A 12,531-nucleotide genomic window follows, 5' to 3' on the forward strand; every position below is an offset into this window, starting at 1 on the left:
CCCATTGTCAGCTGCTTAATTGTATCGATTATTTTAAGGTATTAAGCCAAAAAAGCACTAGCTCTGCGGCAACAGAGGCTAGTGCACACATAATAAAATTTTCTCACTGTTATTTTTCATAGGGAGTGTCTTTTGGCTTAGTTTCTTTCAAATAAAAACTACCACACTCACTGAAGAAGAGGCAGTCTGTTAATTTGAATTAGAATTTGACGATTGTTCGACCTAAGTGTTGACCGTCTTTGATTTTAGCAAGTACGGAAGGAACTTCATCCAAAGTAATTTCATTACTTAATGCATCTGAACTGATATTCCAGTCAGTTGCTAGGTGATCCCATAATAAGAGACGACGTTCGTTCGTTTCTGTCACTGAATTAATCCCTAAAATGTTCACGCCTCGTAAAATAAATGGTAAAACGTTGGTTTCTAATTTAACGCCTGCGGCATTCCCACACATTGAGATGCTGCCATTGTCAGCCAGTTGTGGAATAATTGTTGCAGCCACATCACCACCAACAGTATCTAAAGCAAAGTCATAGCTCGCACGACTTAACATGCGTTTGTCACCTAAGTCATCTGGAAAGACAATATGGTGAGCACCTAAGTTTTTAGCAACCTCAACTTGATAGTCTTTACGAACGAGTGCCGTTAAGTTTGTGTAGCCTGCTTTACTTAAGAGTTGCAAGGCAACACTACCCACTCCACCTGTTGCGCCAGTGATAATAACATGGGCATCCTTGTTGTCTGCAAGACCGTGTTGTTCTAAGGCATAAACAGATTGAGCGGCGGTAAAGCCAGCTGTTCCATAAACCATAGCATCTTTCAGGCTCAAACCTTCAGGTAATGGAATGATCCAATCAGCATTGACGCGTGCATACTCAGAAAGTCCACCCGTATGACTCACCCCTAAGTCGTATCCTGTGATTAATACTTCTTGACCTTCTGTAAAACGATCGACTTCTGAAGTAACGACTGTCCCACTTAAGTCGATACCTGGAATCATTGGGTAACGACGAATAACGCCACCCTTAGGTTGTACTGCCAGCATATCTTTATAATTTAATGATGAATAAGCAACCTTAATTAAGACATTGCCTTCGTCTAATTGATCCAATGTAATCTCTTCAATTCCATGAACAATATTGTCATCACTTTCCTTCACTACTAATGCTTTAAACTGATCCATAAAATCCTCCTCGATATTTTTGTTATGTTACTTTAATCCTCATGATAACGTTATCACAAACACCTATTGAAAGCAATCTGAGTGTGAACGATTACTATTCCTATTTTGTAAGTGCTTACTTAAGTTTAAGGTAAATTTCTTGAAAAATATACTAAGCCTTACTGATTGCCTTCATTAGTTCACCTTAGACAATTATGTTATAATACAGTGGATTGGAGATGATTAAATGGAATTTGTAACACTGAATACTGGCGTGGAAATCCCTATGATCGGAACTGGGACAAATACGTACGGAAAACAAGACCATAATTATAATGGTGACATAACTGGAGATACTACGGAATTAGATGCTGCGATTGCATCAGGCTATCGTTTAATTGATACAGCTATCGGTTACCGTAACGAAGCTGTAATTGGAGCTGCCGTTAAAAAGAGTGGATTAGACCGTTCAGAATTTTTCTTAACTTCTAAATTACCGGGTAAAGAAGAGTATACGGCGTCACGTGAGGCTGTTGAGGCAGGTATTGCGTTCAGTTTAGAACAACTTCAAACAGATTATATTGATTTGTATTTGATTCATCATCCTTGGGACGATTTAGATGAAATCGTATCAGTCTGGAAAGTTCTAGAAGAGTATGTGGATAAAGGTGTCTTTAAAGCCATTGGTGTGTCAAACTTTGATGAGACACAGTTGCAGTATCTGTTAGATAATGCACGCATTGAACCAGCAGTTAACCAAATTCAGTCGCATGTCGGCCATTGGAATCATGAAGTGATTGCTTTTGGCAAACAGCACGGGATTGTCTCTGAAGCTTGGGGGCCTTTATCAGGCGTATCCGACGAAGCACGAGTGAAGTTAACTGAAATTGGTAAGTCTTATAATAAATCATGGGCTCAAGTTAGCTTACGTTATCAAATTCAAAGCGGCGTAGTAGTGATCCCTAAATCGCATGATGCAGGTCGTCAAAAAGATAATCTTGAATTATTTGATTTTGAATTAACAGCAGAAGAAATGGCTGAAGTTGCTGCATTATAAGCAGCAAGAAAATAGTCGTTCGCGTTTTTTTATGCTAGCTAAACACGACTTAAATTAAACTCTTAGTGGAAAGGTGCCTGCCGGGTATCCTCTGCTAGGAGTTTTTTAGTCTGGCACGATGGAGGGTTCAACGGACCAAGTGTCCCGGTATAGTAGGCCCGATGGAGTGTTCATTGGACCAAGTGTCCCAGTGGAGTTGGCACAATGAAAGGTTCATCGGACCAAGTGTCTGGGTAGAGTCGGCACGATAGCGTGCCAATCGCTCCAAGTGTTGAGCGCCAGATGTCTACTCTATGGTTAATGTATCCAATCGGCTTCACTCATCTTAAATTATAGAGGCATTGTCCATTAAATCATGATAAAATAATGTGAAACAAGGACGAAGGAGTGGTATGATGGATCGATTTCCATTTAAATATTCAATCGATGAGGAGCTGGCTTTGGTAGCACCGACGCATGTTCAATCTGTAGCGGAGGAATTGTTTCGCCTACTGGATAGCGACCGGGAACATTTACGTCCCTTTTTGTCCTTCGTGGATACGACACAGACTGTTGAGGATGAACTAGCTTTTATCAAGTCTCAACTGAATGGCCAGGCGGAAGGGACAGACTACCTCTTGTTAATTACTTACCGCAAGCAATTAGTCGGCACCATCAATTATCACTTTGTTAGTGCAAGCAATCAACGGGCTGAAATCGGCTATTGGCTTCATTCAGCTTATAATGGTCAAGGGATTATGACTCGTAGTGTTAAAGCAATGCTGGCAATAGGTTTCGAAACACTGGACTTTAATCGGATAGATTTGTATGCTGATATTGAAAATCATGCAAGTAATGCGGTAGCTAAACGAGCCGGCTTCACTCATGTGGCTGTGCAACCAGCTCAAGTCAAACTATATGATAGTTTCCGGGATATGCACCAGTATGTCATGCTGAAAAGTGACTATGAAGCGATGAAACTAAACTAGTTGCTAAAGAGTTGAAAGGGGTCGAGAGTCTATATGTTACTAAATTTATTGCTGATCTTTGCGGCTGCTATTGTGTTGAGTGTTATTACACGCTCGAAAAACCAAAAACAGATGAAAGTAGACCGCAATAATTTGCAGACTGGCAATCTAAACGATCGGCAAGTTATGAATATTTACCGCAAACTTGAGAGCTATCAGGATAGTCAATTTTATGCGATGATCGCCTATGGTATTTTTTACAAGCAATATTTTAAAGATGCGGCTGAAAATTACAGCTTATTTAAAGATGAGATGCACAAACGAGATTTATTTAAAACATATCTTTTATAAAGCTTGTCGAAATGACACTCGCACACACAAGCAGTCTTAGCTGCGAAATGAAAGAGAGGCACTCTAGTTGAAAAAAATACGCAAAGTTTTACTGTGGTCAGTTGGAACCATTGGTGGATTGGCAATAGCAACCGGGACTGCCATGCATTTATCGCCAAGACCCGGGGCTTTTTTAATCAAACAATTATTCGACAGACCTTATGGCATCACCCATCCGGAACACTATGATCGAGTCCTTGATACTGTTACCGTCACGACAGACTTAATCTACCCGTCAACACTTGCTCGGAATCAATATGATGTCTACTTACCTGCAGATTTAGCAGAAGATGAAAAAGTTCCTGTTGTGATTTGGATGCATGGTGGTGGGTTTGTTGGAGGGAATAAATCACAAATGTTGGAATTGGCGACTTATCTGGTAGCTGAGACGCGTGTCGCTTTTATTGCCTTTAATTATGCGCTAGCTCCAGATGAGAAGTATCCCAGTCAATTGGACCAATTGAACGAAGCGGTCAATCATGTGATCCATGACGAATCATTATCAGAAGTGATTGATTTTGAGCAATTAGTTTTTGGAGGTGATTCGGCAGGCGCTCAAATTGCCGGGCAATATGTCTTACTTCAAACAGCGACTGCCTATCGTCAGTCACTCGGCTATGAGCAAACCCTTGCTGACAAGCAAATCAAAGGCTTTATTTCATATTGCGGACCACTTGCGATGAGTCAGATGGCGACGGTTCGTCCTGAAAGTCCTTTGTTACGCTTTTTTTATAATACTGTGTCGCGTTCAATGATCGGTAGCCGTCAATGGAATGAACGCGCTGAATTATTCGAAGCGTCTTTAGCTGATCACCTACAAGCCTCTTTTCCAGCCAGCTTTATTACGGATGGCAATACCCACTCCTTTGAGCCCCAGGGCCTAGCTTTTGTCGAACGACTTGAGGCATTAGAAGTGCCAGTCAGCTCTTTATTCTTTACTGAAACAGAAGAGGAATTGATTCACGAATACCAATTTTCTTACGATACAGAAGCCGGACAACAATGCTTAGCAGAAACAGTGGCCTTTTTGAAGGGTGTCTTTCACTCTTAGTTAAAGGAACTTAGTTAAAATTATAAAAGGAGACGAAAAAATGACGCACTCACCATTCACAGTTGGACAAAGCGCAAGTTTTACAAAGACAGTTACTGAAACAGATGTGGTCCTATTTGCAGGTATCAGTGGTGATTTGAACCCCGCTCATGTCGATGAAGTATCTGCCAAACAATCAATGTTTAAAGGGCGAGTGGCCCATGGTATATTGGGGGCCTCTTTTATTTCAGCTGTTCTTGGCATGCAGTTGCCTGGACCTGGCTCAATCTACTTGTCGCAAGACTTAAAATTTTTGAAGCCAATCTATTTTAATGATACGGTTACCGCAACTGTGACTATTAAAGAAATTGACCGACGTGGCCGAATAACCTTGGATACGTCATTGACAAATCAAGATGGTAAGCAATTGATCTCAGGGGAAGCACATGTCCAGCCGCCAAGACAGAAGAAAACGAGTCAAGACGCTTAAGGAAGCATAAGTATCGCCCCAAATGAGTCCATCTTTAATGCAAAGTGACAGGGCAGCCAACTAAATTAAATTTAGTTGCTGAAAAAGCTAGAAGCAATTGAGTTTTCAAACACACAAATAGCCATCCTATTCGGAAAACGGAATAGGATGGCTATTTGTTAATATTAGAGGCTAAGCGGTTCAAGTAGGGAGAGTTCACTATGGCGATCGAAGAGATGCCAACGGTTTGCATCAGCCTTTAAGTAGATAAAGTCACCGACTGCTGGAGCATCTTCAACAGCGAGGGTTGCTGCCAAAGCTTCAGGCCGGTCGCTAATTGTGAAGAAGACATTGACGTTATGACCTAAGTGCTCAACGTTGTCAACTTGGACACGAATTGCAGCTGGATCAGTTTCATTCGTTAAAATCAGATGTTCAGGGCGAATGCCGGCATAAATTTGTTCTGCCATGACATCCGTTTTTAAACGATCTTTGCAGGCTTGCCCTAGCTCAACCCCTTTACCGTTGAAGGAAACTGCCACAACGTCTAGGTTTTCATACAATAATTGAGTCGGGAAGACATTCATTTGAGGGCTCCCAATAAACTCAGCGACGAATTTAGTTTTGGGTGATTCGTATAAGTTTATAGGTGTATCCATTTGTTCTAAATGACCATCGCGTAACACAACAATCCGGTCGCCCATGGTCATGGCTTCTGTTTGGTCATGTGTGACGTATATAAAGGTTGTTTCCAGTTCACGGTGCAATTTAACGATTTCAGCACGCATTTCGACTCTCAGTTTCGCATCTAAATTCGATAATGGTTCATCTAAGAGGAAAACTTTTGGTTGACGTACCATCGCTCGTCCGAGTGCAACCCTTTGTTTTTGCCCACCCGATAAAGCATCAGGCTTACGCTTTAAAAAGGGGGTAAGCTGAAGGATTTCAGCCACTTCTTTCACACGTTTTTTGATCAAGGCCTTGGGTGCTTTTTGCATTTTTAAAGGGAAACCGATATTTTCTGCAATGGTCATATAAGGGTAAAGGGCATAGTTTTGAAACACCATGGCGATGTCACGGTCTTTTGAATCGATATAATTGACCAGTTCATTATCAATATACATCCCGCCTCCAGAAATAGATTCCAGGCCAGCGATCATTCGTAAAGTCGTCGATTTACCACAGCCGGAAGGCCCAACGATCACAACAAATTCTTTATCTTTAATTTCTATAGTTAAGGGTTTGACAGCCAAAGTGCCTTGATTATCATAAGATTTGGTCACTTCGCGCAATTCAACATTCGCCATATTTATGCCTCGCTTTCAGAGTATTTAGACTGCTACTAATAGAAGAAAGCTTCTTACGTTGTAAACCGCAAGAAGCTTTCTCTTTATCGTTTCAACATGATGCAGTGTCGACGATAAAAATTAGTAGTTAACTAAGTTGTATTGTTCGATTGCTGTGTTGATTTGGTCTGCCATTGCTTGGGCAGCTTCTTCTGGTGTTGAATTACCATTTAACATGTTTTCGATTTCTGTTTCAACGATTTGACGTGCTTCAGGGAATACAGAAACTAAAGCACCTTGTGATTCAGGTGATGAGGCATGTAATTGGTCAATCGCTGTTTGGAATTGTGGGAAGTTAGCAACGTTTTCTTGGAATACTGGCTCATCGTGAGCAGCAGTTGAAATTGGGAAGTAACCAGTTGCTGCAGCCCATTCAGCTTGAACTGATGGTGAAACTAAGAATTTAACAAATTCCCAAGTAGCTTGTGATTTTTCTGGATCTTGGCTATCTAATGCCCAGACAGAAGCACCACCGATCGAAACGCCACCTTCTAAGCCATCTTCAGTGACGGCTGGTAAATAAGCTGTTCCTACTTCGAATTTACCGTCTACTTCAGCAAGGATTCCTGCCAATGAAGCGGTTGAACCTAATGTCATCGCTGATTGGCCCGAAACGAATTCAGGTTGTCCACCTTGACGACCAACGTTTGGAGCAGCATCTGCAACAAATAAATCGTTCCAAGCAGTTAATACTTCTACCATTACGCCTGAGTCGATAAAGGCAACTTCACTTGCAACGTCTTCACGTCCATTACCATTGTTAACAAAGTGTTCGCCTTCTTTTGCGATAAATTGTTCAACAAACCATCCGTAAATTTGTAAAGAGATTGGCATTGTTGCACCAGCTTCTACTAAAGCAGGTTGAATCTCGATGATTTCTGCAAGAGTTGTTGGCGCATTTTCGATGCCAGCTGCTTCAAATAAATCCACATTATAGTAAAGGATTGGTGTTGAAGAGTTGAATGGCATCGAAATTAATTCATCATTGACTGAATAATAAGCCGCAATGTTTGGTTCGATTTGTGAAAGGTCATACTCTTCTGCATCAATAAAACTTTGCATTGGCGTTACTAAACCTGAGTCGATCATGTAACGAGAACCGATATCGTAGATTTGAACTAAATCAGCTTCTAAGTTGCCTAATGAAGAGTTTCTTAATTTAGTGATTGTGTCATCATAAGAGCCTTGATATTCAGAAGTAACTGTAATGCCTAATTCGTTTTCTTCGTTAAATTGTTCCACTAAAGCTTCTAAAGCAGTTCCAGCGTTACCACCCATACCATGCCAGAAAACGATGTCTTGGTTTTCACCGGTTTGTGCTTGGACGTGTGTTGTTGCACCAATGTTGACGAATGCAGTTAAAGCAACTGCTGCTGCTGTAACTGTTTTTAATAGGTTAAATTTTTTCATTTTTTTGCTTGCTCCTTATTATATAAGTAATGATGGTCTAAATTGACCAAACCTTGCTTTATGATATTGCTAAACAAAAGCTAGATACATTGACTGTATCACCAGCTAAGCTGGTTAACCTTTAACTGAACCAGAGAACAATCCTTTGACCAACGTTTTGCGACCGACTAAGAAAATCAGTAGAGAGGGCAGTAAACAGAAGACAACTCCGGCAAACATCAAGACGATTGACTGACTATCCACACTTTGCATCATTGAAACCCCAATTTGGACCGTTCGATAATTATCAGAACCTGAGACCATTAATGGCCACATATACATATTCCATGCATTGATAAAGGCGTTAACGGCAGTCGCGCCTAGTGCAGGTTTTGATAATGGTAGCAGAATTGTAAACACAAATCTGAGATTACTACAGCCATCTATCTTGGCTGCTTCATAGAGAGTAAAAGGAAAACTCTTATAAAATTGTCTGAATAAGAAAATCGTCGAAGCCGATGTCAGGTAAGGGATAATTAACACATGGTAACTATCTAGCCAACCCCAACGAGCGACCTGTAAGTAATTCGAAACGATGGTCGCTTCACCTGGCACCATCATGGTTGCCAAAACTAAAGCGAATATGACTTCTTTGAACCTGGAATCTAAAAACTCGAAGGAAAAAGCAGCGAGTGATCCAGAGATTAATTGCCCGATGGTTATGCAGCTAGCCACTAGAAAGGAATTCCAAATGAAGCGACCAAGTGGTGCAGTATTAAAGGCTGCTTCGTAGTTTGAAAATTGTGGGCTGTTTGGTAACAATTGGAAGTCAGTTGTGTAAATTTCGCCGGGCGATTTGAGTGACATGGCCACGGCGTATATCAAAGGAAACAAAGTCACAATCGCTAAAAGTGTATTCACGATTAAAAGGCTGATTTTGATCAAGAGATTTTTAAACGAGGCTCGTCTTTCTAAGCGTTCTTGTTCAAGTTGTAAATCAGCTGGTATCGCGACTTTGTTTATTTCAACCGGTGCTTCTTGTGTCATGAACGGACCCCCCTTGCTTGAATAGTAAACATAATGGCTGTGAGGACTGCGATTATCACGAATAAAATAATTGATTCAGCAGATGCTAAGCCATAACGGAAGTTTTGGAAGGCATTGCGGTAAATATCATGCACGATGACGTTGGTTGATTCTCCAGGACCACCAGCCGTCAAGATACGGATTTGTGCAAAGGATTGGAAAGCACCAATAATATTGATGACAAACACGTAAAATGTGATGTTGCGAATACTCGGCAAGGTAACATAGAGAAACTTGTTCCAAGCGTCTGCTCCATCAACGGAGGCACTTTCATACAGACTTTCGTCCACATTGGCTAAGGCAGCACTGAAGTAAAGAAAGTTGAGGCCACTATTCAACCAACCAGTAATGAAAGCTAGACTGAAAAGGGCGTATTGTGGATCAACTAACCAGTTAATGTCTGTCCCAAGGATTTGGTTCAAGGCACCAGTTTGTTGATTCAACATAATTTTAAACACCATCGCAATACCACTTGAAGCAATGGCCATTGGTAAGGCATAAATTGTCGAGAAGACTTGCAAGCCTGGAAAAGCTTTGCTACAAAGGAGAGCTGTAATAAAACCAATCGACATGCCGACGAGTAAAACTAAGACGACAAACTGAACAGTCACCCAAATACTATTCTGGAAGGAACTTGAGCTGAATAAGTCTGTGTAGTTCTTTACGCCGTAAAAGACTTTTTCCACGCCACGGTTATCCGTAATGAAGAAACTACGATAAATTGTGCGGAAAAATGGCCAGTAGGTAAAAATTAATAAAATAATCCCAGCAGGAACCAAATAAAGGTAAGGCTCTATTCGGGGCTTTCTTTTAACACTATGTGATGCCATATCGATTCCTTTCTGTCGATGTCGACGGATTTTTTATAAATAAATTGACAAGCTTCAGTCATGATTTTTGACACAAATGTGTTTGGACTGACGCCTTAAAGTATAGCGAGAGATTATTAATTTCCAGTAAATGACGCGTAAATTTCGCGTAAAGCTTTTTAGCGTGTAAAGAATAGGTAAATTTTAGGTAAAGGCCATGGGATGTTCTTATTTATTCTGCCAGATTGATAGTGTTATGCTTTTCTTAACATGATATAATTGGGGAAATAGGGGGTAGCCTACATGCATTTTAATGATGACATTTTCAGATTATTGCAGGAATTTATCGATGCCAACCAAGATCAGTTTTCGTCAATTGAAGAAACGGTTGAAGCTTTTATGGACCAACACAACATTTCACCCGAGGCAGAAGATCAGTGGGATGAGTCTGAACCATTATTAGCCGAGGAAGAATCTATGCTGTTAGTTCGCAAGGCAAGTCGAGAGTCGAATCGCACGAAGCAAAAGAAGATGCTGAAACAAGCATTGAAATTATGGCCGGATAACTATGAAGCTGAATTATTATTAATGGATGATGATTTACTTGAACAATTAAAGACCTATGTAACCATTGAAAAACGTGAACGGGCCAAATGGTTAAAGACCGATCAGGCAGGCTGGATTAATTGGGAAGAAAGACATTATTGGAAATTCAAGGGAATCTATGCCGAATTTCTATTAGAGGTCGGTTTATTGTCAGCAGCACAAGAGCAGTTTCAGGACTTATTTGCTTACAATGATATGGATAATCTGGGCGCACGTTATGGTTTAATGTCTATCTATGCTAGAACCTATCAATGGGATAAAGCCAAGCGGTTATTGGAGCAAGTGCCGGAAGATGCCCACGATGATATGTTGCTTGTGCCACTGATTTGTGTGTCGGTTTTAACGCAACATACGGATTACGCCTATGATTTAATGCAAACGTTAAAGGAGCTAAATCCTGAGTTGGGTAAATTGTTCAGGCATGAGGCGGCTCCAATCGAAATGATTGTGAAGTTAGGTCATCCAGGTAGCTATAATTTGTATAGTCTTGAATCCTTGTGTGTGGCCTTGTACCCGCTGATTCCGCTCCTAGTTGGGGCTGCCTACCTTTATCCATGGTTGAAGCATGCCTATAAAAGTAAGGCCAAGAGGTTGCCACAGACAAAGTCGGCAACGAACGTCATCGAATTTCCCAACGCTCAAACAAAGCCGGCGACGGATCCTTTGGCTGGCATTGCTGTATCACCGCGTGAGATTCTGGAAAACATCGGTCTGACCACATTTGCTGCTTTTGAAAAAGTCACCGAAGCTGAGGTCGCTAAGCTACGAGGCATTGGCCCTCAAACCATGAAACAATTAAAAGCAAACCAAGTCACTTTCAAAATAGGCACCTAAACTTGACGGCGAAACAGGCTGTCTAGCTGCAAGGACTGAGCATGTGAGCTAGCGCGAACCATCACAATGAGACTGAACAACATTTTCTGAATAGAGAATGTTGTTTTTTTATGGGCGAATTCACTGTTTTTAAAATGAAAATTTGATTAGAGAATGATGAGTGTCTGTGTTATAATAAGACAACTATTATGATTGAGGTGATTGTGATGAGTCATGTGATGAATTTTATTCTTGTTTCCGCCCATTTTCCTAAAAATTATCAATATTTTGCCCACCGTTTAAAAGATGTCGGAATTAACGTTTTAGGCATTGGCGATGGTTCTTATGAGTCATTGCCCGAAGCATCGAAGCAGTCGCTGACGGAATATTACCGTGTCGATAGTATGGATGATTATGAACAAATGTATCGAGCAGTGGCCTATTTTGCCTTTAAGTATGGCAAGATTGACCGGATTGAATCGCATAATGAACATTGGTTAGAAACGGATGCACGTTTGAGAAGTGATTTTAATGTCTTTGGTTTTAAGGCAAGTGATATGGAGCGGGTCAAACGCAAATCTTCGATGAAGAAAGTGTTTCGTTCAGTCAATGTTCCGGCTGCTAGAGGTCGTGTCTTTTCGGATTTGGCTGATGCAAAGCGTTTGATTGAGGAATTGGCTTATCCCGTGGTCGTTAAACCGGATAGTGGGGTGGGCGCCAATGATACGTGGAAGTTGAATGATGCGGATGATTTAGCGCGCTTTTACCGTGAGAAGGACGAGCAGCAGGACTATATTATGGAAGAATATATTGAAGGAACGATTCATTCATTTGATGGTCTGACTGACAAAGATGGTAAGGTTGTCTTTACGTCTTCTTATGTGTATAACCAGGGCGTCCTGGATGCGGTGACGACTAATAGTAGTTTCTTCTATTATATTGACCGTGTGATTCCTCAAGCGCTTGAAGATTATGGTCGAAAAATCGTCGCAGCCTTTGAATTAAAGGAACGGTTTTTCCATATCGAATTCTTCGAAAGAGCTGATGGCAGTTATATGGCTTTAGAAATTAATTTTAGACCGCCCGGTGGCGCTGGGGTTGAGATGTTTAATTATGCGAATGATATGGATATTTTTGCTGAGTATGCCAATATTGTCAAACACAATCGTTTTGAGGCAGAAATCAGTCGACCTTATTATTGTGCCTATATGTCACGCAAGGCTGGACGGACGTTTGCCCATAACAATGAGGCGATCAAAGCTTACTGTGGTGAGCATTTAATGAAGCTGATTGAGGTGCCAAAGGCTTTTGTACCGGTCTTAGGTAGCAATGGTTATGTCGTTCGAGCGAGTGATAAAGAGACTCTGTTAGATGCTTTAGCTTTTATTGATGCTTAATGGTCTAGGTGTTTTGCTTTAATTCTAAGG

12 protein-coding genes are annotated in these 12,531 nt (G+C 41.0%); 7 read left to right on the plus strand and 5 right to left on the minus strand.

The genetic code is table 11. The annotated features are described in order from the left end of the window. Window positions 1–199: 199 nt before the first annotated feature. A complete protein-coding gene (locus ACTQ45_RS07725) occupies window positions 200–1,183 on the minus strand; it encodes a YhdH/YhfP family quinone oxidoreductase (RefSeq protein WP_441763403.1) in 984 nt (327 codons plus the stop codon). Between the two features lie 226 nt (window positions 1,184–1,409). On the opposite strand from ACTQ45_RS07725, the gene ACTQ45_RS07730 reads away from it, so the two are divergent. From ACTQ45_RS07730 to ACTQ45_RS07750, 5 genes are all read left to right on the plus strand, one after another. After that, entirely contained in the window at window positions 1,410–2,219 is an 810-nt protein-coding gene (locus ACTQ45_RS07730) for an aldo/keto reductase family protein (RefSeq protein WP_441763404.1), read from the plus strand. Between the two features lie 395 nt (window positions 2,220–2,614). Continuing rightward, the gene (locus tag ACTQ45_RS07735) at window positions 2,615–3,187 is read left to right on the plus strand and encodes a GNAT family N-acetyltransferase (protein ID WP_441752194.1); all 573 of its coding nucleotides are present in this window, start codon (window positions 2,615–2,617) and stop codon (window positions 3,185–3,187) included. Between the two features lie 33 nt (window positions 3,188–3,220). Further along, on the plus strand, window positions 3,221–3,517 hold the full coding sequence (locus tag ACTQ45_RS07740) for a hypothetical protein (RefSeq protein ID WP_441763405.1): 297 nt from the start codon (window positions 3,221–3,223) through the stop codon (window positions 3,515–3,517). Window positions 3,518–3,584: 67 nt separating this feature from the next. Further along, on the plus strand, window positions 3,585–4,607 hold the full coding sequence (locus ACTQ45_RS07745) for an alpha/beta hydrolase (protein ID WP_441763406.1): 1,023 nt from the start codon (window positions 3,585–3,587) through the stop codon (window positions 4,605–4,607). A gap of 40 nt (window positions 4,608–4,647) precedes the next feature. Further along, window positions 4,648–5,076: a MaoC family dehydratase gene (locus tag ACTQ45_RS07750; protein ID WP_441763407.1), complete on the plus strand. Its 429-nt coding sequence runs from the start codon at window positions 4,648–4,650 to the stop codon at window positions 5,074–5,076. Between the two features lie 164 nt (window positions 5,077–5,240). Here ACTQ45_RS07750 and ACTQ45_RS07755 read toward each other — a convergent pair whose 3' ends face one another. The 4 genes from ACTQ45_RS07755 to ACTQ45_RS07770 all read right to left on the minus strand — a co-directional run bounded on the left by ACTQ45_RS07755 (window position 5,241) and on the right by ACTQ45_RS07770 (window position 9,706). Further along, window positions 5,241–6,362: an ABC transporter ATP-binding protein gene (locus tag ACTQ45_RS07755; protein WP_441763408.1), complete on the minus strand. Its 1,122-nt coding sequence runs from the start codon at window positions 6,360–6,362 to the stop codon at window positions 5,241–5,243. A 120-nt stretch (window positions 6,363–6,482) separates the two neighbouring features. After that, window positions 6,483–7,811 (minus strand): ABC transporter substrate-binding protein, encoded by a 1,329-nt coding sequence (locus ACTQ45_RS07760; protein ID WP_441752204.1) that lies wholly within the window; start codon window positions 7,809–7,811, stop codon window positions 6,483–6,485. Between the two features lie 114 nt (window positions 7,812–7,925). Beyond that, window positions 7,926–8,837 carry a carbohydrate ABC transporter permease gene (locus ACTQ45_RS07765; protein WP_441752205.1) on the minus strand — a complete coding sequence of 304 codons (912 nt, stop codon included), beginning with the start codon at window positions 8,835–8,837 and terminating at the stop codon, window positions 7,926–7,928. Then, window positions 8,834–9,706 (minus strand): carbohydrate ABC transporter permease, encoded by an 873-nt coding sequence (locus tag ACTQ45_RS07770; protein ID WP_441763409.1) that lies wholly within the window; start codon window positions 9,704–9,706, stop codon window positions 8,834–8,836. The genes ACTQ45_RS07765 and ACTQ45_RS07770 overlap by 4 nt, the downstream gene beginning before the upstream one ends. A 282-nt stretch (window positions 9,707–9,988) precedes the next feature. Between ACTQ45_RS07770 and ACTQ45_RS07775 the strand changes: the two genes are divergently transcribed. Both ACTQ45_RS07775 and ACTQ45_RS07780 read left to right on the plus strand, forming a co-directional pair. Beyond that, complete coding sequence (locus ACTQ45_RS07775; protein WP_441763410.1) at window positions 9,989–11,125, plus strand: tetratricopeptide repeat protein; 1,137 nt, start codon at window positions 9,989–9,991, stop codon at window positions 11,123–11,125. A gap of 206 nt (window positions 11,126–11,331) precedes the next feature. Beyond that, on the plus strand, window positions 11,332–12,501 hold the full coding sequence (locus tag ACTQ45_RS07780; protein WP_441763443.1) for an ATP-grasp domain-containing protein: 1,170 nt from the start codon (window positions 11,332–11,334) through the stop codon (window positions 12,499–12,501). The last annotated feature ends 30 nt before the right edge of the window (window positions 12,502–12,531 follow it).

It is taken from the genome of Fundicoccus sp. Sow4_D5, assembly GCF_052116365.1.
Taxonomy (GTDB): domain Bacteria; phylum Bacillota; class Bacilli; order Lactobacillales; family Aerococcaceae; genus Fundicoccus.

Coding starts and splice junctions, on each gene's coding strand:
- ACTQ45_RS07725 (WP_441763403.1), bottom strand. CDS start 1,183: ATGGATCAGTTTAAAGCATTAGTAGTGAAGGAAAGTGATGACAATATT.
- ACTQ45_RS07730 (WP_441763404.1), top strand. CDS start 1,410: ATGGAATTTGTAACACTGAATACTGGCGTGGAAATCCCTATGATCGGA.
- ACTQ45_RS07735 (WP_441752194.1), top strand. CDS start 2,615: ATGGATCGATTTCCATTTAAATATTCAATCGATGAGGAGCTGGCTTTG.
- ACTQ45_RS07740 (WP_441763405.1), top strand. CDS start 3,221: ATGTTACTAAATTTATTGCTGATCTTTGCGGCTGCTATTGTGTTGAGT.
- ACTQ45_RS07750 (WP_441763407.1), top strand. CDS start 4,648: ATGACGCACTCACCATTCACAGTTGGACAAAGCGCAAGTTTTACAAAG.
- ACTQ45_RS07755 (WP_441763408.1), bottom strand. CDS start 6,362: ATGGCGAATGTTGAATTGCGCGAAGTGACCAAATCTTATGATAATCAA.
- ACTQ45_RS07760 (WP_441752204.1), bottom strand. CDS start 7,811: ATGAAAAAATTTAACCTATTAAAAACAGTTACAGCAGCAGCAGTTGCT.
- ACTQ45_RS07765 (WP_441752205.1), bottom strand. CDS start 8,837: ATGACACAAGAAGCACCGGTTGAAATAAACAAAGTCGCGATACCAGCT.
- ACTQ45_RS07770 (WP_441763409.1), bottom strand. CDS start 9,706: ATGGCATCACATAGTGTTAAAAGAAAGCCCCGAATAGAGCCTTACCTT.
- ACTQ45_RS07775 (WP_441763410.1), top strand. CDS start 9,989: ATGCATTTTAATGATGACATTTTCAGATTATTGCAGGAATTTATCGAT.
- ACTQ45_RS07780 (WP_441763443.1), top strand. CDS start 11,332: ATGAGTCATGTGATGAATTTTATTCTTGTTTCCGCCCATTTTCCTAAA.